Here is a 19,979-nt window from a genome sequence, read left to right as displayed (position 1 = left end):
CGGTAGGTCTAGCACGCCGCAGCCACGTGTTCGACGCCGACACCGGACCCCGTTCGGGTCCGCGGCCGGCCGGGATGTGCGTCCCGAGATCGGCGCCCGATCCGGACCCCCCACCTACGTGCTGTGCGAACCCGCAGCTCAGCGCGGGTCCCTGTGACCGGGAGCACCCGACCGTCCGATGTGCGGGGTCGCCCGCTGCCGCGTACCCCGCTGCCGGCAGCACTGTGCTCCCAGTCATACGGGGTCCGCGTCGCTGCGGCGCGTCCCCCGTCGCCCGAGACGGAGGGGCGAGCTCCCACGGGCCGGCAGCGCACGCGCCGTACCGCCGTCCCCGATGAACCGATCCGACCAACGGAGGTCAGACGCTCATGACAGACACGCTTTCCCGCCCGGCGCTCGACGAGATCGGTGACGGCGCGCGCTACATCGAGGCCGCCCGCGGGCTCGCGCCGCTGATCGACGCCGAGGCCAACGGGATGGAGACCGGCCGGGCCATCTCGGAGGCCGTCGTCGACGGCCTCGCCGACAACGGCATCTTCTGGATGCTCGTGCCCCGCGAGTGGGGCGGCGCCGGGCTCGGCATCGTCGACTCGCTGAAGGTGATCGAGGAGCTCTCGCGCAGCGACGGCTCGACCGGCTGGGCCGTGATGGCCAACGCGTTCAGCACCGGTGTCGCCGCCGGCTTCCTGCCCGACGCCGGGGGCCGCGAGATCTTCGCCGGCGCGGAGAAGGGCATCACCGCCGGGATGATCCTGCCGACCGGCAAGGGCGTGCGGGTCGAGGGCGGGTACCGGGTGAACGGCACCTACGGTTTCGCCAGCGGGTCCGGGCACGCGTCCTGGATCGGCGCCGGGTTCGTCGTCCACGACGACGAGGGCAACCCCGAGATCGGCGACGACGGCCAGCCGGTCTGCCGGGTCGCGTTCGTCCCGCGCTCCGAGGTCGAGTTCCTCGGCAACTGGAACGTGATGGGCATGGTCGCGACCGGGAGCGAGGACTACTCGGTCACCGACGTGTTCGTGCCCGAGGCCCGCGCGATGGACACCTTCTCCACGGTGCCGGTCCGCGACGAGGGTGTCTACAAGCTGGGGCTGCTCGGCATCGGCGTCGGCGGGCACGGCCCGGTCGCGCTCGGGATCGCCCAGCGCGCGCTCGAGGAGATCGCCGCGATCGCCGCGGTGAAGACCCGCCCCGGCTACCCCTCGGTGATCGGCGACTCGGACATGTTCCGCCGCGAGTTCGTCACCCACGAGGCGCTGCTGCAGGCGGCCCGCCGCTACATGTACGACGCGCACGCCGACGCCGAGGCCGCCGGCGCGGCCGGCGCGATGACCGACGAGCACCGGGCCCGGCTGCGCCAGGTCACCACCTGGGTGCAGGGCGTCGCCCACGACGTCGTCACCTTCGCCTACGGCTGGGGCGGCAGCTCCTCCATCCGCAACCCGAGTGTCCTCGGGCGCTGCATGCGCGACATCTCCGTGGGTGCGCGCCACATGCTCGTCGAGCCGATGACCCTCGTCGAGGCCGCCGGCCCGATCCTCGCCGGCTACGCCAGGTCCTGAACCCCAACCCGAACCCCCCGGATCGAAGGAGTACGACGATGTCCGACGCCGACAACCTGGTCGCCGCGTTCGCCGCCGCCGACAAGGGCGACGCCGCCCCGCTGGTGGAGCTGTTCCACGACGACATGACGTGGGCCGGGTTCACCCTCGAGGGCACCCAGCAGATCTACACCAAGAACGAGTTCCTCGAGGCCTTCGGCGTGCTCGCCAAGGTCGACGAGTTCGCCAACGAGGTGACCCGCACCGAGACGACCCCCGAGGGCCTGGTCGTGGCCTGGGTGCGCACCTACCGCAAGCTCGGCGACAAGGTCCTCGACGTCACGATGCTGACCACGCACCAGTTCGTCGACGGCAAGATCACCCGCAGCACCGACGTCTGCCCGCCGTCCTTCGCGGAGTACTGGGCCGCCACCGGCCTGGCCTGATCCCACCGGAACCGACGGATCCGGCACCGACAGCTGCCGGATCCGTCGGTGCTCCGCCCCTGCACCGCAGCCCGACCCCGCCCCCCACCCGAACCCGACCCCGACCCCGACCCGAGGAGCGCAACCATGGGAATGCTCGAAGGCAAGGTCGCCCTGATCACCGGTGCCGCGCGCGGCCAGGGCCGCAGCCACGCACTGCGGTTCGCCCGGGAGGGCGCCGACATCATCGCGGTCGACATCTGCGCCGACCTCGGAACGCCGTACCCGTCGGCGACCCCGGAGGAGCTCGCCGAGACCGAACGGCTCGTCGGCGCGACCGGCCGCCGGATCGTCACCGCGCAGGTCGACGTGCGCGACCTCGCCGCCCTGCGCGCCGTCGTCGACGGTGCGGTGGCCGAGCTGGGCCGGCTCGACACGGTCGTCGCCAACGCGGCGGTCTGCGTGCCCGCCATGTGGGACCGCGTCACCCCCGAGCTGTTCGAGCAGCACATGAGCACGAACGTCACCGGCGTGTGGAACACCGCGATGGTCGGTGCCCCGCACCTGGTCGCCGCGGGCGGCGGGTCGATGATCCTGGTCAGCTCCGCGGCCGGGCTGACCGTGCAGCCCTTCCTGATCCCGTACACGACCAGCAAGTTCGCCGTGCGCGGCATGGCCAAGGCGTTCGCGGTCGAGCTCGGCGAGTACAACGTCCGGGTCAACAGCGTCCACCCCAGCGCGGTCAAGACGCCGATGGGCAGCCAGGACGTGCTCGGGATCGTCGGCGAGGCGATCGAGGCCCACCCGAAGCTCGGCGGGATGTTCACCACCCTGCTGCCCGTCGACCAGCTCGAGCCCTCCGACATCACCGACACCGTGCTGTTCCTGGCCTCCGACGGGTCGCGGACCATGACCGCGCACGAGCTCGCCCCCGACGCGGGCGTCACCGAGTACTGATCCCGTGACGGGACCCCTTCCGACCGCTGCATCTCCGAGGAACGCAATGAGTGCCTACGACGAACGGCCCTGGCTCGCCCGCTACGCCCCGGGCAGGCCGGGTGAGATCAGCCCGGGCTTCGACGACGCGCTGACGATGTTCCGGGCCACCGTGGCACGGGCGTCCGACCGGGACGCGATCCGCTACTTCGGACGGCACATCAGCTTCGGCGAGCTCGACCGGCTCAGCGACGCGTTCGCGGCGGGGTTGGCGGCGGAGGGTTTCGCCCCCGGCGAGCGGGTCGCGATCTTCGCGCAGAACGTCCCCCAGTTCGTGATCGCTCAGGTCGGGACGTGGAAGGCCGGGGGGATCGCCGTCTCGATCAATCCGATGAACAAGCAGCGCGAGGTCGCCGAGCTGCTCGCGGACTCCGGTGCCGCGGTGCTGGTGTGCCTGCAGTCGCTGTGGCGCGACGTCGCCGCCGAGGTGGTCCCGGACTCGGGCGTGCGCACCGTGCTGACCACCTCCGAGCTCGACCTGTGCGAGGACACCGGGGCCGTGGTGTTCGCCGGGGTGGAGCGCATCGACTGTGCCGGGACGCTGGACCTGCTGACGTTCCTGGACCGGCACCGCGACACCGCCCCGCCCGCGGTGACGCTGCGCCCCGACGACGTCGCGTTCCTGACCTACACCTCGGGCACCACCGGCCCGCCCAAGGGCGCCATGACCACGCATCGCAACGTGGTGTTCAACGCCCACACCTACCGCGACTGGATCGGGATCGGCGACGACGACGTGGTGCTGGGCATCGCGCCGCTGTTCCACGTCACCGGGCTGGTCGGGCACATCGCGGTCTCGTTGCTGGCCGGGGCGCCGCTGGTGCTGATGTACCGGCTCGACCCGGCCCTCGCCCTCGACACCGCCGAGGCCGAGGGCGCCACCTTCACCGTCGGCTCGATCACCGTCTACATCGCGATGATGAACGCCCCCGGTGCGGAGAAGTCCAAGCTGGCCACGCTGAGCAAGGTGTACTCCGGTGGCGCACCGATCCCGCCGAGCACCGTGCAGGCGTTCCGGGACACGTTCGGGCACTACATCCACAACATCTACGGGCTGACCGAGACCACCTCGCCGTCGCACGCCGTGCCGTTCGGCATCGAGGCGCCGGTCGACCCGGACTCCGGCGCGTTGTCGGTGGGGGTGCCGGTCTACGACACGGTCGTGCGGGTCGTAGACGATGACGGTCACGACGTCGGCGTCGGTGAGGTCGGTGAGCTGGTGACCGCCGGGCCGCAGGTGGTCGCCGGGTACTGGAACAAGCCGGAGGAGACGGCCGCCGCGCTGCCCGGCGGTGTGCTGCACACCGGCGACGTCGGCTACATGGATGCCCAGGGCTGGTTCTACATCGTCGACCGCAAGAAGGACCAGATCAACGCGGGTGGTTACAAGATCTGGCCGCGGGAGGTCGAGGACGTGCTCTACGAGCACCCGGCGGTCCGTGAGGCGGCGGTCGTGGGGGTGCCCGACGAGTACCGCGGGGAGACGGTGAAGGCGTTCGTCTCGCTGAAGGCGCAGGCGCAGGTCACGCCGGAGGAGGTCATCGCGTTCTGCAAGGAGCGGATGGCGGCCTACAAGTACCCGCGGCAGCTCGAGATCCTCGACGAGATCCCGAAGACGGTCAGCGGCAAGGTCCTGCGCCGCCGGCTCCGCAGCCGGGACTGACCCGGCCACCCCCTGTAGGAAGGAACTCCAGCACCATGGGTCTGCGGACTCCCGAGCAGTACCGTGACGGCCTGCGCGACGGTCGACGGATCTTCTACCGCGGTGACACCGTGGACGACGTCGTCGCGCACCCCGAGCTGCGGCCTGCGGTCGATCATTCGGCGCTGTGCTATTCGATCGCGGCGGACCGGCCGGATCTGGCGGTGCGCACGGACGACGAGATCGGCGACTACTCCGCGTTCTACCACCTGCCGACCTCTCCGGAGGATATGCGGGAGCGGGGTGCGCTGATCGAGGAGGTCTCCCGTCGGGGGGCCGGCACGATCGTGCTCAAGGAGGTCGGCTCGGACGCGTTGTTCGCGTTGCTGCGGGCCGGGCAGGGCGAGGGTCTGGAGGCGGCGCGGGCGTTCTCCCGGCGGTGCCTGGAGGGGGATCTCGCGTTGGCCGTGGCCCAGACCGATGTGAAGGGGCATCGGGCGCTGGGGCCGTCGCAGCAGGCCGACCCGGATCTGTACCTGCGGGTGGTCGACTCCGATGCGGACTCGATCACGGTGCGGGGCGCGAAGACCCATACCTCGTTCTCGGCGAACGCCGACGAGCTGATCGTGTTGCCGACGCGGGCGATGGGCGGCGACGACGGTGACTACGCGGTCTCGTTCGCGGTGCCGATCGACACGCCGGGGTTGAACCTCTACGTCTCGCCCTATGCGGCGGGTGAGCGTGACGCGTTCAGCTTCCCGTTGTCGTCGAAGCACAAGCTGCTCGAGTCGCTGACGGTGTTCGACGACGTCCGTGTCCCGCGGGAGCGGGTGTTCCTCGATCGCCGTCCGGAGCTGGCGGGGCCGTTGGCACTGGCGTTCGTCGACTACCACCGGTTCACTGCGATCAACTACAAGCTGCCGTTGCTCGACATCATCGTCGGTTCCGCGCACCTGGTCGCCGAGGCGAACGGGATCAGCCGGGCCGGGCACGTCCGGGACAAGATCGCCCGGTTGATCGCGTGGGCGGAGACGGTGCGGGGGCTGGCGGAGCTGTCGGCGCTGCGTGCGCGCGAGGGGGCGCAGGGGGTGTGGCTGCCGGACCCGTTGGCGGTGAACATGGCCAAGTACACCTTCGCCCACGGGTTCCACGAGGCGAGTGCCACGCTCGTGGATCTGTCCGGGGGTCTGCTGGCGACCGGGCCGGGCAGCGAGGACTGGGGCAACCCACAGATCCGGGCGGTGCTGGAGAAGTACTACGCGGCCGCGGTGCCGGCCGAGCAGCGGTTGCGGATCCTGAACTTCATCGGGGACCTCACGATCCGCGACTACGGCGGCTACCAGTCGGTGCTGGCCACCCACGCCGAGGGGGCGCTGGAGGCGGAGAAGATGCAGATCGCCCGGTCCTACGACCCGGCCGCGGCGACCGACTACGTCCGCCGGCTCGCCGGTATCTGAGGCAGGAGCAGCGAATGCGGACACGGTTCACCGAACTGTTCGGGGTCACCCATCCCGTCGTGCAGGGCGGGATGCAGTGGGTCGGGCGGGCACCGCTGGTCGCCGCGGTGGCGAACGCCATTGCGCTGGGGTTCATCACGGCCCTGACCCAGCCGACACCGGAGGACCTCCGCACGGAGATCCGCCGCGCCCGGGAGCTCACCGACCGGCCCTTCGGGGTCAACCTCACGATCCTGCCCGCCATCACTCCGCCCCCGTACGCGGAGTACCGGCAGGTCGTCATCGACGAGGGCGTGCCGGTCGTGGAGACCGCCGGGGCCAACCCGGTCGAGCACCTGGAGCACTTCCACTCCGCCGGCATCAAGGTCATCCACAAGTGCACCTCGGTGCGGCACGCGCTCACGGCGCAGGCGCTCGGGGTCGACGCGTTGTCCGTCGACGGCTTCGAGTGCGCGGGCCACCCCGGCGAGGACGACATCCCCGGGCTGGTCCTGCTGCCCGCCGCGGCGGACGCCCTCGAGATCCCGTTCATCGCCTCCGGCGGGTTCGCCGACGGCCGCGGCCTGGTCGCGGCGCTCGCCCTCGGCGCCGACGGGATCAACATGGGCACCCGGTTCATGGCGACCGTGGAGTCCGGGATCCACCAGAACGTGAAGGACCGCCTGGTCGAGGCGGGGGAGCGGGACACCCGGCTGATCTTCCGGCAGCTGCGCAACACCGCCCGGGTGGCGGACAACGCCGTCTCCCGGGAGGTCGTCGAGCGGCTGGCGGCGGGCGCAGCCTTCGAGGACGTCCGCGAGCTCGTCGCCGGGGTCCGCGGGGCGAAGGTCTACGAGACCGGCGACCTCGACCACGGCATCTGGACCGCCGGCATGGTGCAGGCCCTGGTCCGTGACGTCCCGACCTGTGCCGAGCTGGTCTCCCGGATCGTGCGGGAGGCCGAGGAGATCATCGGCGGGAGGCTCGCCGGGATGGCGCAGGCCGTCGTCGTCGCCGGATCCTGAGGAAACGCGGCGGGGTCGGCCGTGACCTTCCCGGTCACGGCCGAACCCACGTGGGTCGAGGACGCGGCTACGCGGCCTCGACCTTCGGCAGGATCTCCTCCTTGAGGCGCTTGAGGTCGTCGAGCGTCTTCGCGACCGGCACGTCCTGGAACGGCGGCCAGAACATCGGCATCGTCATACCGGCCTCCTTGTAGGCCTTCAGCCGGTCGGTGATCTGCTCGGCGGTGCCCACCAGGAGGTTGGTGAGCTTGCCCTGCGGCGACTGGTCGACCTCCTGGTCGGTGATCACGGTCCAGAGCATGCTGCTGATCTCGAGGTCGTCGACCGTGCGGTCGCTGCCGATCTCGCCGAGCTCGCGCGCGATCTCACTGCGCCAGCGGGCGATGTCCTCGGGGGAGTCCTGGATGCCGATCCAGCCGGCGAGGTTGTAGCGGCTGATGCGGGTCGCCGCGCGCTTCGGGTCCTTCAGGCCGCTGAAGAAGATCGGCGGGCCGGGCTGCTGCACGGGCTTGGCGCCGAAGCCGCACTTCTCGAAGTCGGCGAACTCGCCGTGGTACTCGAAGACATCGTTGGTCCAGATGCCCTGCATGATCTCGATCGTCTCGCGCACGTGCTTGTTGCGCTTGGGGAAGATGTGCGAGGCGCTCGAGGCCGCGAACTCCTCGGGCATCCACCCAGCCCCGACACCGACATTGAGCCGGCCCCCGGACAGGTGGTCGATGGTGGCCATCTCGGCGGCCAGGACACCGGGCGCCCGGAACGGGGTGTCGATGATGCTCATGCCGATCCGGACCGTCGACGTCTTCGCCGCCAGCCACGGGATCAGCGGCATGCCCTGGAGCCACTGGCCCCGCGAGGACACCGGGAGCCCCTTGGGCATCTCGGGGATCATGCCGAACGAGTACTGCAGCTCCCCGCGGTCCGACGCCTCGGGGACGACGATGCGGTCGAGCGTCCAGACCGAGTCGAAGTCGAGGTCCTCGGCGAGCGCGGTGAGCTCCTCGAGCTCGGAGACGGTCACCGTGTCCCGGAAGTTCGGAAGGTAGAGCGAGAGCTTCATGTGCGCGGCCTCCCAGCCGTGTCGACGAGCGGGTCGCGCCGCCCGGTGTGGGTGTGTACGAGGGGTCCGGTCAGGCCGGAACGTTCAGGAGCTGCTCCCGGACCTCGGTCTTGAGGACCTTGCCGATCTTCGATCGGGGGAGGTCCGGCCAGACCGCGACCTGCTTGGGCGTCTTCACGCTGCCGATGCGGGCCTTGACGAAGGAGGTCAGCTCGGCGGGATCGAGCTCGCTGCCCGGACGCAGCGCGACGACGGCGGTGACCCGCTCGCCCCACTTGTCGTCGGGCAGGCCGACCACGGCGCAGTCGGCGACGGCGGGGTGGGCCATCAGCGCCTGCTCCACCTCGGAGGAGTAGACGTTGAACCCACCGGTGATGATCATGTCTTTGGCCCGGTCGACGATGAAGAGGAAGCCGTCGTCGTCGAGGTAGCCGATGTCGCCGGTGTGGTGCCAGCCGTGGGCCGAGACCTCCGCGGTGGCCGCCTCGTTGTCGAGGTAGCCGCGCATGACCAGGGAGCCGCGCACGACGATCTCCCCGCGCTCGCCGCGGCCGAGCAGCCGACCGTCGTCGGCCATGATGGCCAGCCGCACCAGCGGCGACGGTCGTCCGGCCGAGGCCAGCCGCCCGCGGGCGACGGCGCCGTCGGGGCCGAAGTGCTCGGCCGGGGCCATCGTCGAGACCATCATCGGCGCCTCGGTCTGCCCGAAGAGCTGTGCCATCACCGGCCCGATCCGGGTGAGCGCCTCCTCCAGCCGGGTCACCGACATCGGTGCGGCGCCGTACCAGAAGCACTGCAGCGACGACAGGTCCCGCCCGTCGAGCGACGGGTGGTCGAGCACCATGTAGATCAGCGTCGGCGGCAGGAACGTGTGGGTCACCCGGTGCGCTTCGACGTGGTCCAGGAAGCCGCCGACGTCGGGGCTGCGCATGACCACGATCGAGCCGCCCCGGCACAGCATCGGGAAGCACAGCACCCCGGCGGCGTGGGTGAGCGGGGCCAGCGCCAGGTAGACCGGCCGCCCGCCGTCCGCCGGCCACGGGTAACTCATCAGCGTGATCGCCGTCATCGTCTCGATGTTCGTGCCGGTGAGCACCACGCCCTTGGGGCGGCCGGTGGTTCCGCCGGTTCCGACGATCATGGCGACGTCGTCCGGGCAGTGCCGGTCGACCGGGTCGGACGCGCCGGTGGCCAGGAAGGCGTCCCACCCGGTCGCCCACGGCAGGTCGGCATCGAGACAGACCAGCTGCCGCAGCTGCGGCAGGTCGGCACGGATCGCGTCCACCAGCGGCGCGAACGACGACTGGAAGATCAGGACCGAGCAGCCGAACAGCTCCAGCAGCTCGCGGTTCTCCGCCGCCTCGTTGCGCGGGTTGATCGGGCACCACACGGCGCCGGCCCGGCTGATCCCGAAGACGCAGGTGAACGCCGTCGGGTCGTTCGCCGAGAGGATCGCGACCCGGTCACCGGGCTCGACGCCGTTCGCGGCCAATGCGGCGGCGACCCGGCCGCCGAGGTCCTGCACCTCGGCGTAGGTCGCCACCTCGCCGTCGCAGACCAGGCACGGCGCGCCGGGGTCCAGCGAGGCCCCCTTGTCGAGGTAGTCGGTCAGGCGCATCACATGCCCATGCCGCCGTCGACGGGCAGCCCGGCGCCGTTGACGAAGCGAGACGCGTCGGAGGCGAGGAAGGCCACCGCGTCCGCGATGTCGGAGACCTCGCCGAGCCGGCCCGACGGAGTCAGCTCCACCACGGCGCCGACGGCGGCCTCCGGGCTCTCGAACAGGCCGAGGCCGGCGGTCTCCACCGCGAGCTTCTGGCCCATCGCCGTCGGGATCAGGCCGGGGTAGAGGCAGTTGACGCGGACGCCGTAGCCGAGCTTGCCCGACTCCATCGCCGCGACCCGGGTGAGCCGGTCGATGGCCGACTTGGTGGCCGAGTAGCCGCCGATCGCCGGGAAGGCGATCGTCGCGGCGACCGAGGCGACGTTGATGACGGTCCCGCCCTGCCCGGCCGCCCCGCCCGGGCGCATCGTCCGGAAGGCGTGCTTGATGCCGAGCATCGTGCCGACCACGTTCACGTCCAGCATCCGGCGCATGTCGTCGGCCTCGGTGTCGGCCAGCAGCTGCGTGACCTCGAGACCGGCGTTGTTGACGACGACGTCCAGCCCGCCGAACCGCTCGACGACCGACGCGGCGGCGGCCTCCCACGACGCGTCGTCGGTGACGTCGAGGTGGACGAACCCGTGCTGCTCACCGAGCGTCTCGGCGAGCTTGGTCCCGAGATCGTCCTGGATGTCCGCGACGACGACCCGCGCCCCCGCGTCGGCCAGCGCGCGGGCCATCCCTTCACCGAGTCCCTGCGCGCCCCCGGTGACGAGCGCGGTGCGTCCGGTCAGGTCGATCTGAGTCACTGGCACTCCTTCATCGGCGGTGATGGTCGGCACACCATCCCGGGTCCCTGACCGACTGTCAAGATTTTCCTGGGCAGGTGTCAAGATTTTCGTGACCGACTGTCACGAGAATGGGTTACGGTGGGGTTTGTGAGTCTGTGAGGTCCGGCTGCCGGCAGGGGAAGGGAAGTGGCATGGCGCGCGCCAACCCGATCGACAAGCACGACGAGCGCCGGCGCGCGCTCGCCGACTCGGCGCTGCGCACCCTCGGTGAGCTCGGCTACGCCCGCTCGTCGCTGCGCGAGATCGCGAACAACTCGCCGTTCAGCCACGGGGTCGTCCACTACTACTTCAGCGACAAGCTCGAGCTGATCGTCTACGGCGTCCGGCAGTACAAGGCCGTGTGCGTCACCCGCTACGACGGTGTCGTCGCCGGCGCGACGACGGCCGGGGGGCTGGTGTCGGCGTTCGCCGACAAGCTGTGCGAGACGATCGTCGACGAGGCACCGATGCACCGGCTCTGGTACGACCTGCGCTCGCAGAGCATGTTCGAGGAGAGTCTGCGCGAGGCGGTCCAGCAGATCGACCACACACTCGAGGACATGGTCTGGCGGGTCGTCACCCGCGTCGCCGAGCTGGCCGGCACCGACGTCGCGCTGACCTCACACACCGTCTACGGGATGTTCGACGGCGTCTTCCAGCAGGCGCTGCTGCGCTACGTGGCCGGGCAGGAGCGCGAGGCGCTCGACGACCTCCGCACCGAGGTGCGCGCGCTCGTGCCGCTCACCCTGGGAGCGGGCGCGCCGGGCGCGGCGGGCGCGGCTGCGGTCGAGGTGCGGGCGACGGCGTGAGCCGGCGCCGCCGGGTCACCCGCTCTGCGGCGTGTCCCGCTGCGCCGCGCCGCGTGCCTCGTCGCGGATGACCGCGCGCCCCCGCGGATCGACCATCCCGCCGTGCAGCAACCGGTTGTGGTTGTGCGCCAGCTGGTGGAAGCCGAAGGCCGCCTCGACGGCCGCGCGCTGTCCTTGCAGGTCCAGGCCCTGGTTGATCGCCCGTTTGGCCAGCCGCACCCCGAATGACGGTCGCGCGGCGATGCGGCGGGCGATCCGCAGCGTGGTGGCCGACAGGTCGTCGTCGGCCACCACGTGGTTGACCATGCCGATCGCCTCGGCCTCGTGCGCGGTGATCGGCGCGCCGGTGAACAGCATCTCCTTCGCCCGGCGCGCCCCGAGCTCCCAGAGGTGGGTGAAGTACTCCGCCCCGTTCATGTCGAACGCGGTGACGGGGTCGACGAAGGTCGTGTTCTCGGCGGCGACGATGAGGTCGCACGGCCAGACCAGCATCAGCCCGCCGCCGATGACCCGGCCGCGCACCTCGGCGACGGTCGGCCGGGGCAGGTCGCGCCAGCGCAGGCACAGCCCGGTGAACAGCTCCTCCTCGGTGGCGAACCAGCCCTCCGCGCCGGGGGCGTCGAACCCGCCGGTGAGCGTGCGCGGCGTGACGCCGTCCATCGCCCAGTCGGTGTCGAGGTCGTGACCGGCCGAGAAGTCCGGCCCGTCCGCCGCGAGGATGATCACGCGGACGTCCTCGTCGCGGACGGCCTGCCGGTAGGCGTCGTCGAGGGCGAGCAACAGGTCGCGGTCCTGGGCGTTGCGCTTGTCCGGGCGCGCGAGCACGACCCGGGCGATGGCCGGTTCGGGCCGCTCGTAGCGGACGGTGTCGGTGGTCATGCGCGCAGCGTCGCTCCGTTGTCGAGGACATAGGCCTGTCCGGTCGTCAGCGACGCCTCGTCGCTGACCAGGTGGGCGGCCACGGCGGCGATCTCGTCCGGCTCGCCCCAGCGGCCCTGCCGGGTGGCCACGTAGTCGTCGGGATCGGCGCCGAGCGCGTCGAGGAGGAACGGGGCACTCGCCTCGGCGGCCCGCGTCCGGACCAGGCCGGGCACGATCGCGTTCACCCGGATCCCGTCCTCGCGCAGCTCCAGGGCGGCGGAGCGGGTCAGCGACTCCACCGCCGCCTTCGACGCCGCGTACGCCGCGATGCCCGGCGAGGCGCAGCGGCCGGCGACCGAGGAGGTGTTGAGGATCGCGCCGCCGCCCCGCTCGCGCAGGGCCGGGACGGCGGCCCGGATGCCGTTCAGCACGCCGCCGACGTTGACGGCGAAGACCCGGTCCCACTCGGCCCGGTCCATCTCGGTGATCTGCCCGCCGGCACCCGCTGCGGCGTTGTTGAAGACGATGTCCAGCCCGCCGAACGCGCCGACCGCCCGGTCCACCGCCGCGACGACGTCGTCCTCGACGGCGACGTCGCACCGCACCGTGGTGACGGCCCCGCCGAGCTCGCCGGCCAGGGCGGCCAGGCCGCGCTCGGAGACATCGGCGAGCACGACCCGGGCGCCCTCGGCGACGAACCGGCGGGCGGCCGCCGCGCCGATGCCGTGCGCGGCACCGGTCACGACGGCGACCCGGCCCGTCAGGCGCGCCATCACCCGGCCTCCACCGGCTCGGGGCGTCCGGCCGCGGCCAGACGGTCGCGGACCTCGCGCCGCAGCACCTTCCCGAGCGGCGAGCGCGGGAGCGCGTCGACGACGTGCACGGCGGTCACCTTGCGCACCGCGCCGACCCGGTCCCGGCTCCAGGCGATGAGCTCGTCCTCGGTCACCTGCCCGCCCGGGCGCAGGACGACCGCGGCGTGCGGTGTCTCGCCCCACTTCGGGTCCGCGACGCCGACCACGGCGACCTCGGCGACCGCGGGGTGGGCGGCGAGTGCGTCCTCGACCTCGGTCGGCCAGATGTTGTAGCCGCCGGAAATGATCATGTCCTCCTTGCGGTCGCTGAGGTAGAGGAAGCCGTCCTCGGAGATCGAGCCCATGTCCCGGGTCCGCAGCCAGCCGTCCGGCGTGATCCGCTCCGCGGTGGCGTCGGGACTGCCCCACAGCTCGCGCATCATGCCGGGGGTGCGACCGGCGATCTCCCCGATCTCGCCGACGGGCAGCCGGTTGCCGTCGTCGTCGAGGATCGCGACGTCGGCGTTGGGGCTCGGACGACCGGCCGAACGCAGCCACCGCCGCTGCTCCTCGGTGCCGTCGACGACGTGGTGCTCGGGCGTCAGGACGCTGAGCGGCAGCCCCTCGCTCTGCCCGTAGATCTGGTACATGATGTTGCCCCACACCTCGATCGCCGCGGCCAGCGTGGCCGCCGGCGCGGGCGCGGTCCCGTAGACGACCGCCCGCAGGCTGCTTAGGTCGCGGGTCCCGGCGTCGGGGTGCGCGGTGACCATCTGCATGATCGTCGGCACGGTCATCGCGACGGTGATCCGCTCGGTCTCCATCAGCTCCAGGTACCGCGCCGTGTCGAACGCCGGCATCACCACCGATGCGGCACCCGCCGCGACCAGGGGCCAGATGAACATGCCGGCGGCGTGGCTGAGCGGGGCGGGGGCGAGGTAGCGGTCCCGTTCGGTGAAGCGGGGGAGGACGAGCGCCATCTCGGTGCCCATGTCCGCCCAGCCGCGGACGGTGTGCAGGATGCCCTTGGGGTTGCCGGTGGTGCCCGCGGAGAACCGGATGATGTGCGGGTCGTCCGGGGCGAGGGGTACCTGCGGGTCCTCGGTGGAGGCGGCGGCGAGGGCGGCCTCGTAGCCGGTGGCCCCCTCGGGCGGGGTGTCCCCGGTGACGAGGACCGTGTCGAGCTCCGGCAGCTCGGCGAGCATCTCCCGCAGGGCGGGGTGGTGCCTGCCCTGCACGATCAGCGCGCGGGCGCCGACCAGCTCGAGCAGGTAGCGGTGCCGGTCGGGGGTGTCGTGGCCGTAGAGCGCGCACCGCACGTACCCGCCGAGGGCGAGTCCGGCGATCTGCTCCAGGCTCTCGGCGGCGTTGTCGCCGAGGATCGCGACCCGGTCGCCGGGGCGGACGCCCGCGGCACGCAGCGCGTTCGCCAGCCGGATCGCCCGGTCGAGGAGCTCGGAGTAGGTCTGTCGTGCGCCCTCGCAGACGAAGGCGGTGTTCTGCCCGTACAGCCGGGCACTCTTGCGCAGCAGGTTCGCCGGGTCCATGTCCGCGCTCCGTTACGGCCGGCCCGCGCCGTGCGGGACGTCCACCCGGGCGGTCTTGAGGGTGGCCTTGTCGGTGTCGATGCCCTGGGCCGCGGCGAAGAAGTCCGACACCGCGCACAGCAGCAGCGTCCGTCCGTCGTCCCCGCCCAGCGCGCAGGCGTAGACCCCGTTGCCGTCCGGGTCGGGGATCTCCTCGGTGACGGTGCCGGTCCGGTCGATGCGCACCACGCGCTGGTGACCCGCGTCGGCGACCCACACGCCGTCCTCGGCGTCGATCGCGCACCCGTCCGGGATCAGCGCGAGCGCGGCCATGACCTCGGGCAGCGGACCGAGCTCCGGCGGCTCCCCGAGCTGGGCGAACAGCCGCCGGTCGCTCAGCCCGCCGTCGTCGCCGATGGTGAACGCGGTCAGCCGGCCGGCGAACGACTCGGCGACGATCAACGTCCGGCCGTCGCCGGTGATGACCATCCCGTTCGGACACACCACGTCCTCGGCCGCGACGTGCACCGACCCGTCCGGGTCGACGCGGTAGACCGCGCCGGGGCGCGGGGCGTCCCCCGCGGCGACCGCGAAGCCGATCGTGCCCGTGTAGGCCCGACCGGCGGCGTCGACCACCAGGTCGTTGATCTCGTGCTCGCACACCGCCGAGAGGTCGGCGTGCACCGTCACCTCGCCGTCCGGGGTGCGGCGCAGCAGCTTCCGCTCGTGCATCGACACCACGAGCAGCGAGCCGTCCGGCAGCCACGCCAGCCCGGACGGGTTGCCCTCGACGTGCAGGACCTCGGTCCGCACCCCGGCCTCGTCGTAGGTGCAGACCTTTCCGGCGTAGATGTCGGAGACCCACCACCGGCCGTCGCGCCAGCGCGGCGCCTCGAAGTAGTGCCCACCGGATGCCAGAAGAGTGACCGACCTCGTTGTCATGACGCGCGTTCCTGCCTTCTCGGAAGAGGTGTGACGGTGGCCGTCGCGGGGCCGAGCCGAGTAAAAACATCCCAGGATGGATGTCAATGGTCCGCGCCCACCCACCACCCACCGGGGTCGGCCGGTGGCGTCAGTCCGACCGGAGCATCTCCAGCGCCGCCTGCTCGAGGACCCGCAGCTGGCGGCGCTCACGGTCCGGGCTGGAGCTCAGCGAGCTCTGGAAGGCCATGCCGCGCATGACGTTGATGATGTGGTCGCCGACCTCGTCGAGGCGCTGGGAGGAGCGTGTGCCGTCGTCGAGGGCCGCGGTGGTGATGCTGCGGATCCGGCGCCCGATCTCGCGCTCGGTCTCGATCAGCAGCGGGCGCAGCTCCTGGTCGATGCGGGCGGCGAGGTGGAGCTCGGTCGCCGCGGTGAACAGGTCCGACTGGAACGAGCGCCACAACGCCTCGATGGTCGCCCGCAGGCCGGCGTCGGAGGCCTGCTCGAGCTCGCCGACGGCGGCCGCCATCAGCTTGTCGTGCAGGTGCAGCAGCGCCTCGGCCATCATCTCGGCCTTGTTCGCCCAGTGGTGTTTCTGGGCGCCGCGGGTCAGGCCCGAGATCTCGGCGATCCGCTCCGAGGTCGCGCCCCGGTACCCGTGGCGGACGATCGCGGTGACGGTCGCGTCGAGTACGGCCGAGCGGGTCGCGGCGCGGCGCTCGGCATTCGAGCGACGGGGCCGCCCGCGGGTGCCTGCCGTCGCTCGTCCGTCGTCGTTCATGGGACGAGCCTAGGCAGACGGTTGCGCCGCGGTCTCGTGGCGGGCGGATCGGTGGCGTCCGGGTCGGGGTCGCCGGACGCGGCCTACCGGTCGAAGTCGACCGCGACGACCGGGCTGGTCGGGCGGGACTGACAGGTCAGGACGGCGCCGGCACGTACCTCGTCGTCACCCAGCGCGTAGTTCTGCTGCATGTGGACGGTCCCCTCGGTGACGGTGGCGCGGCAGGTGCCGCAGATCCCGCCGGTGCACAGGTAGGGCACGTCGATGCCGGCGTCGAGTGTCGCCTCGAGGATGGACGCGGTGCCCTCGGTGCGCACCGCCGCCCGGGCGCCGCGGACGGTGACGTCGACCGTGGCGGGGACGATGTCGGCGAGCGCGTCCTGCTCGGCCTGGTCGGCCTGGTCCTCCGGGGCGACGAACAGCTCGCGCCGGACCCGCTCGGCGGGGACCCCGTGCTCGTCGAGCACGGTCCGCGTCCGGTCGAGCATCTCCGGCGGCCCGCAGAGCAGCCACTCGGCGCCGCGCAGGCGGGGGTCGCGCAGGTGCTCGCGCAGCCGGTGGGCGTCGAGGCGGTCGTGCCGGACCTGCTCGTGCTCGGTCGCCGTCGTCGCGGCGCCGGGAGCCGGCCGGGAGTGGTGGTGGACGATCGTCAGCCGGCCCTCGAACCGGCGGGTCAGCATGGCCAGCTCGTCGGCGAACATCGTCGACCCGGCGTCGCGGTTGGCGTAGAGCAGCGTCGCCCGGCTGCCCGGTTCGGCGTCGAGGACGCTCGCGAGGATGGAGATCACCGGGGTGATCCCGCTGCCGGCGGCGACGGCGGCGAGATGCCGGCGGGCGCCCGGTTCGGGGTGCAGCGTGAACCGGCCGGTCGGCGGGCTGACCTCGAGTTCGTCACCGACTGCGAGACGGGTGTCGGCATAGGTGGAGAAGCGGCCGTCGGCGCAGCGGCGGACCGCCACCCGCAGCACGCCGGAACCGGCGGCCGTGCAGATCGAGTAGTTGCGCCGCACCGTCTCGCCGTCGATCTCGGCGGCGACGACCACGTTCTGCCCCGGTGCGAAGCGGAACGTCTCGCGCAGCTCGTCCGGTACGTCGAAGGTGATCGAGACCGAGTCGGGGGTGAGCCGGCGGACGTCGGCGACGCGCAACCGGTGCGGCCGGTGGGGCAGGTCGGCGTCACGGTCGAAGTGGTCGGTCAGCCGGCGCCACGCCCGGTACTCGGCGGGGGAGAGCTCGGTACCCCAGGCCGTCGAGATCGGGACGTCGCGATCGAGGAAGTCCGACTCGGTGCGCCGCCACACCTGCACGTAGCGGTAGAACGGGATCGTCGGATGGATGTGATGCACCAGGTGGTAGTTCTGGTACAGCATCAGCGGGGTCATCACGCGCTCCCAGCCGACGCGGATGCGGGTCGCCCGGAACCGGTTCGACCTCGCGGTGGCGTCCAGCTCGTGGTGGGGCAGCCAGTCGAACCACCAGGCGAGGACGAGGATGCCGAGGCGCTGCGGGATCAGGTAGATCGTCAGCAGCTCCCAGCCGTGACCGCTGAGCACGAGCGCGGTGAACACGGTCGCGACCGCGAGTGCGACACCGACCTGCTCGAGCACCTCCGCCCGCGGACGACGGTGCATGCGCGGGATGTAGAAGCGGAAGTACCACAGGTCCTGGGTCAGCCACCGCAACGGCAGCTGCCACGGCGGTCCGGCCTCCGACCAGCTGTCCGGGTCGGTGTAGTAGTCCTCGTTGGTGTTGCGGTGGTGTTCGATGTGGACGAACCGGAACGTCGGGAACGACGCCCAGGCCGCGACGAACACCGCGGAGAGCCTGCCGAGGGCCTCGTTGACCCACCGGAGCCGGCCGGCGGCGAGGTGCGCGGTCTCGTGCAGCACGGTGAACATCAGGAACGTCACCGCGGCGTGCACCGGGATCGTCAGCAGCAGCCACCACGCACTCGTCGCGGCGAGCGCGAGCCAGGTCGCCGCGACCCACAGCAGCAACGACACGACGAACAACGCCACCGTCGGGCGCGCCACCGTGGGCATCGGCACCCGGGGATCGGGGACGCCCTGGCGGATCGCCCGGGACTCCTCCTCACTCAGCACCCGCCGCTCGTCCGCGGGCTCGGTCGTCGTCATCGACGCCTCCAGGAGACGGGGAACCGGAGCGACCACGATCGTTGACAAACGAAGACTGTTTGTCAACTGGAGCGACGGTCGTGCCCTGGATGTAGTCTCGGTACGTGGCGGAGTCCGCATCCTTCCGGGAGGACGTGCGCGCGTTGCTGCGCGACCGGGCGCTGGACGCCGCGCGGGAGATCACCTCGACCGAGGGGTGGTCGGCCCTGACGATGGGTGCCGTCGCGACCCGGGTCGGCATCAGCCGTCAGCACCTCTACAACGAGCTCGGGACCAAGCAGGCCCTCGGCGCCGCCATGGTGAACCGGGAGACCGCGCTGTTCCTGGAGGGGATCCTCGCGCGGCTGCGTGAGCACCCGGCCGACCCCGTCGAGGGGGTCGTCGCGGCGGTCGGGCACGCACTCGTCGACGGCTCCACGAACGCGCTGCTCACTGCGATCCTCGCCGCGGACGGCGCGGGCGGTGAGAGCCTGCTGCCACTGCTCACCGCCCGCCCGCATGCCGTACTCGGCTGGGCGAGCGAGCGGATCACCACGGCGATGACCGAGCTCTACGCCGGTCGGGCCGGCTCCGCCGAGGACCTGGAGGCGTGCGTCGACGGGATCGTGCGGCTCGTCCTGAGCCACCTCACCCAGCCCTCGGCGCCGCCCGAGGTGGCCGTCAGGCAGGCGCGATGGCTGGTCCACGGGCTGCTCGGGGTGGCCGGCGGCTCCTGAGGTACGTCCCCGGCCGGCGTGGGACCGCTACGCGGGCCGGATGACCGGCTTGATTTCGTCCATGCGGCGCATCGCGGCCATGGCGTCGGCGATCCCGTCGAGGCCGTAGGTGTTGCCGAGCAGCTTGTCCCAGTCGAACCGGGTCCGGTGACGGTCCAGCAGCTGCATCGCGGTGTGGTAGTCGCCGATGTCGCCGCTCATCGAGCCACGCAGCGAGATGCCGCGCGACACGAGCGTGGCCACCTGCACGGGCTGGGTTCGCCGCCGAGCGTGCCCATCCCGAGGACGATGTGCGCGTCCCGGGTGGGGAAGGAGCGATAGCGAACGATCGACGGGTGGGCGCTTCCCCAGGCGTGCGGCAGACCGCCGCGCGGGAGCCCGGCCGAAGTGGCCGGTCCCGTTCGACCGATGCCTGGGCGGCACTCGCCCCCGGCGACGGACTGAAGGGCGCCGTTGCCTCGGCCCGACGTCTTGTCCTGCGCCCGCTTCGTCACCGACCCGCTACCGATCTCGACCTCGCATGGCGCGACACGTCGTGTCCGGACACGGTCCGGTTGATCTCAGTGAGGTCGGGCGCCCAGGGGGGCCCTGACCCCGTTCCGTGGACACGCTGATCCCCGCACGGTCGGGGGAAGCGAGATGATGTCTGACCATGGCCCGCAAGAACTACTCCGACGAGTTCCGTCGGCAGGCCGTCGAGCTGTACGAGTCCACGCCCGGGGCGACGGTGAAGGGCATCGCCGCCGACCTGGGCGTCGAGCGGGCCACGCTGGCGTTGTGGCTGGACAACCTCGGCACCGGGACCCGCACCGCCCCCGACGGCACCCGCACCCGCAGCGCACGTTCGGTGCGTGCGCCACGCCAGAACGCCGGTG

General features: G+C 71.9%; 19 protein-coding genes. 9 read left to right on the top strand and 10 right to left on the bottom strand.

Annotated elements, in window-relative coordinates; all coding sequences use genetic code 11:
- Window positions 1–368 precede the first annotated feature (368 nt).
- From BM093_RS25590 to BM093_RS25565, 6 genes are all read left to right on the top strand, one after another.
- A complete protein-coding gene (locus BM093_RS25590) occupies window positions 369–1,562 on the top strand; it encodes an acyl-CoA dehydrogenase family protein (RefSeq protein WP_093350988.1) in 1,194 nt (397 codons plus the stop codon).
- Between the two features lie 38 nt (window positions 1,563–1,600).
- Window positions 1,601–1,987, top strand: a complete 387-nt coding sequence (locus tag BM093_RS25585) for a nuclear transport factor 2 family protein (protein WP_093350985.1) — start codon at window positions 1,601–1,603, stop codon at window positions 1,985–1,987.
- Window positions 1,988–2,113: 126 nt separating this feature from the next.
- Window positions 2,114–2,923 (top strand): mycofactocin-coupled SDR family oxidoreductase, encoded by an 810-nt coding sequence (locus BM093_RS25580; protein WP_093350982.1) that lies wholly within the window; start codon window positions 2,114–2,116, stop codon window positions 2,921–2,923.
- Window positions 2,924–2,969: 46 nt separating this feature from the next.
- On the top strand, window positions 2,970–4,625 hold the full coding sequence (locus BM093_RS25575; protein WP_093350979.1) for a class I adenylate-forming enzyme family protein: 1,656 nt from the start codon (window positions 2,970–2,972) through the stop codon (window positions 4,623–4,625).
- A gap of 35 nt (window positions 4,626–4,660) precedes the next feature.
- Entirely contained in the window at window positions 4,661–6,061 is a 1,401-nt protein-coding gene (locus tag BM093_RS25570) for a 4-hydroxyphenylacetate 3-hydroxylase N-terminal domain-containing protein (RefSeq protein WP_093350976.1), read from the top strand.
- A 14-nt stretch (window positions 6,062–6,075) separates the two neighbouring features.
- The gene (locus BM093_RS25565; protein ID WP_093350974.1) at window positions 6,076–7,065 is read left to right on the top strand and encodes an NAD(P)H-dependent flavin oxidoreductase; all 990 of its coding nucleotides are present in this window, start codon (window positions 6,076–6,078) and stop codon (window positions 7,063–7,065) included.
- A gap of 67 nt (window positions 7,066–7,132) precedes the next feature.
- Here the strand turns inward: BM093_RS25565 and BM093_RS25560 are convergent, their stop codons facing one another.
- The 3 genes from BM093_RS25560 to BM093_RS25550 form a co-directional block, all read right to left on the bottom strand.
- Window positions 7,133–8,125: an LLM class flavin-dependent oxidoreductase gene (locus tag BM093_RS25560; protein WP_093350971.1), complete on the bottom strand. Its 993-nt coding sequence runs from the start codon at window positions 8,123–8,125 to the stop codon at window positions 7,133–7,135.
- A 70-nt stretch (window positions 8,126–8,195) separates the two neighbouring features.
- A complete protein-coding gene (locus BM093_RS25555) occupies window positions 8,196–9,743 on the bottom strand; it encodes an acyl-CoA synthetase (protein ID WP_093350968.1) in 1,548 nt (515 codons plus the stop codon).
- Window positions 9,743–10,537 carry an SDR family NAD(P)-dependent oxidoreductase gene (locus BM093_RS25550; protein ID WP_093350965.1) on the bottom strand — a complete coding sequence of 265 codons (795 nt, stop codon included), beginning with the start codon at window positions 10,535–10,537 and terminating at the stop codon, window positions 9,743–9,745. Before BM093_RS25550 ends, BM093_RS25555 begins: the two co-directional genes overlap by 1 nt.
- Window positions 10,538–10,710: 173 nt before the next feature.
- Between BM093_RS25550 and BM093_RS25545 the strand changes: the two genes are divergently transcribed.
- Window positions 10,711–11,367, top strand: a complete 657-nt coding sequence (locus tag BM093_RS25545; protein WP_093350960.1) for a TetR/AcrR family transcriptional regulator — start codon at window positions 10,711–10,713, stop codon at window positions 11,365–11,367.
- A 15-nt stretch (window positions 11,368–11,382) separates the two neighbouring features.
- On the opposite strand, the gene BM093_RS25540 is transcribed toward BM093_RS25545, so the two are convergent.
- From BM093_RS25540 to BM093_RS25515, 6 genes are all read right to left on the bottom strand, one after another.
- Window positions 11,383–12,246, bottom strand: coding sequence for an enoyl-CoA hydratase (locus tag BM093_RS25540; protein WP_093350955.1), 864 nt, complete (start codon window positions 12,244–12,246; stop codon window positions 11,383–11,385).
- The gene (locus BM093_RS25535; protein ID WP_093350950.1) at window positions 12,243–13,001 is read right to left on the bottom strand and encodes an SDR family NAD(P)-dependent oxidoreductase; all 759 of its coding nucleotides are present in this window, start codon (window positions 12,999–13,001) and stop codon (window positions 12,243–12,245) included. The genes BM093_RS25540 and BM093_RS25535 overlap by 4 nt, the downstream gene beginning before the upstream one ends.
- Window positions 13,001–14,569, bottom strand: a complete 1,569-nt coding sequence (locus BM093_RS25530) for a class I adenylate-forming enzyme family protein (RefSeq protein ID WP_093350945.1) — start codon at window positions 14,567–14,569, stop codon at window positions 13,001–13,003. Before BM093_RS25530 ends, BM093_RS25535 begins: the two co-directional genes overlap by 1 nt.
- A gap of 12 nt (window positions 14,570–14,581) precedes the next feature.
- Window positions 14,582–15,490 carry an SMP-30/gluconolactonase/LRE family protein gene (locus tag BM093_RS25525; RefSeq protein ID WP_093350940.1) on the bottom strand — a complete coding sequence of 303 codons (909 nt, stop codon included), beginning with the start codon at window positions 15,488–15,490 and terminating at the stop codon, window positions 14,582–14,584.
- A gap of 130 nt (window positions 15,491–15,620) precedes the next feature.
- On the bottom strand, window positions 15,621–16,253 hold the full coding sequence (locus tag BM093_RS25520; RefSeq protein WP_093350935.1) for a TetR/AcrR family transcriptional regulator: 633 nt from the start codon (window positions 16,251–16,253) through the stop codon (window positions 15,621–15,623).
- A gap of 83 nt (window positions 16,254–16,336) precedes the next feature.
- Entirely contained in the window at window positions 16,337–18,388 is a 2,052-nt protein-coding gene (locus tag BM093_RS25515) for a fatty acid desaturase (RefSeq protein WP_093351148.1), read from the bottom strand.
- A gap of 104 nt (window positions 18,389–18,492) precedes the next feature.
- On the opposite strand from BM093_RS25515, the gene BM093_RS25510 reads away from it, so the two are divergent.
- Complete coding sequence (locus tag BM093_RS25510) at window positions 18,493–19,104, top strand: TetR/AcrR family transcriptional regulator (RefSeq protein WP_093350930.1); 612 nt, start codon at window positions 18,493–18,495, stop codon at window positions 19,102–19,104.
- A gap of 27 nt (window positions 19,105–19,131) precedes the next feature.
- Here the strand turns inward: BM093_RS25510 and BM093_RS25505 are convergent, their stop codons facing one another.
- Window positions 19,132–19,347 (bottom strand): hypothetical protein, encoded by a 216-nt coding sequence (locus tag BM093_RS25505; RefSeq protein WP_143105518.1) that lies wholly within the window; start codon window positions 19,345–19,347, stop codon window positions 19,132–19,134.
- Between the two features lie 409 nt (window positions 19,348–19,756).
- Between BM093_RS25505 and BM093_RS25500 the strand changes: the two genes are divergently transcribed.
- Window positions 19,757–19,979, top strand: a 223-nt coding sequence (locus BM093_RS25500) for a transposase (RefSeq protein WP_143105517.1), incomplete at its 3' end; no start/stop codon positions are given.

This window comes from Pseudonocardia ammonioxydans (assembly GCF_900115005.1).
GTDB lineage: Bacteria > Actinomycetota > Actinomycetes > Mycobacteriales > Pseudonocardiaceae > Pseudonocardia > Pseudonocardia ammonioxydans.
This window is presented reverse-complemented; position numbering and strand designations above follow the sequence as displayed.

Excerpts from the sequence above, each read along its gene's own strand:
- BM093_RS25590 (WP_093350988.1), top strand. The coding sequence starts at position 369 with ATGACAGACACGCTTTCCCGCCCGGCGCTCGACGAGATCGGTGACGGC.
- BM093_RS25585 (WP_093350985.1), top strand. The coding sequence starts at position 1,601 with ATGTCCGACGCCGACAACCTGGTCGCCGCGTTCGCCGCCGCCGACAAG.
- BM093_RS25580 (WP_093350982.1), top strand. The coding sequence starts at position 2,114 with ATGGGAATGCTCGAAGGCAAGGTCGCCCTGATCACCGGTGCCGCGCGC.
- BM093_RS25575 (WP_093350979.1), top strand. The coding sequence starts at position 2,970 with ATGAGTGCCTACGACGAACGGCCCTGGCTCGCCCGCTACGCCCCGGGC.
- BM093_RS25570 (WP_093350976.1), top strand. The coding sequence starts at position 4,661 with ATGGGTCTGCGGACTCCCGAGCAGTACCGTGACGGCCTGCGCGACGGT.
- BM093_RS25565 (WP_093350974.1), top strand. The coding sequence starts at position 6,076 with ATGCGGACACGGTTCACCGAACTGTTCGGGGTCACCCATCCCGTCGTG.
- BM093_RS25560 (WP_093350971.1), bottom strand. The coding sequence starts at position 8,125 with ATGAAGCTCTCGCTCTACCTTCCGAACTTCCGGGACACGGTGACCGTC.
- BM093_RS25555 (WP_093350968.1), bottom strand. The coding sequence starts at position 9,743 with ATGCGCCTGACCGACTACCTCGACAAGGGGGCCTCGCTGGACCCCGGC.
- BM093_RS25545 (WP_093350960.1), top strand. The coding sequence starts at position 10,711 with ATGGCGCGCGCCAACCCGATCGACAAGCACGACGAGCGCCGGCGCGCG.
- BM093_RS25540 (WP_093350955.1), bottom strand. The coding sequence starts at position 12,246 with ATGACCACCGACACCGTCCGCTACGAGCGGCCCGAACCGGCCATCGCC.
- BM093_RS25535 (WP_093350950.1), bottom strand. The coding sequence starts at position 13,001 with ATGGCGCGCCTGACGGGCCGGGTCGCCGTCGTGACCGGTGCCGCGCAC.
- BM093_RS25530 (WP_093350945.1), bottom strand. The coding sequence starts at position 14,569 with ATGGACCCGGCGAACCTGCTGCGCAAGAGTGCCCGGCTGTACGGGCAG.
- BM093_RS25525 (WP_093350940.1), bottom strand. The coding sequence starts at position 15,490 with ATGACAACGAGGTCGGTCACTCTTCTGGCATCCGGTGGGCACTACTTC.
- BM093_RS25520 (WP_093350935.1), bottom strand. The coding sequence starts at position 16,253 with ATGAACGACGACGGACGAGCGACGGCAGGCACCCGCGGGCGGCCCCGT.
- BM093_RS25515 (WP_093351148.1), bottom strand. The coding sequence starts at position 18,388 with ATGACGACGACCGAGCCCGCGGACGAGCGGCGGGTGCTGAGTGAGGAG.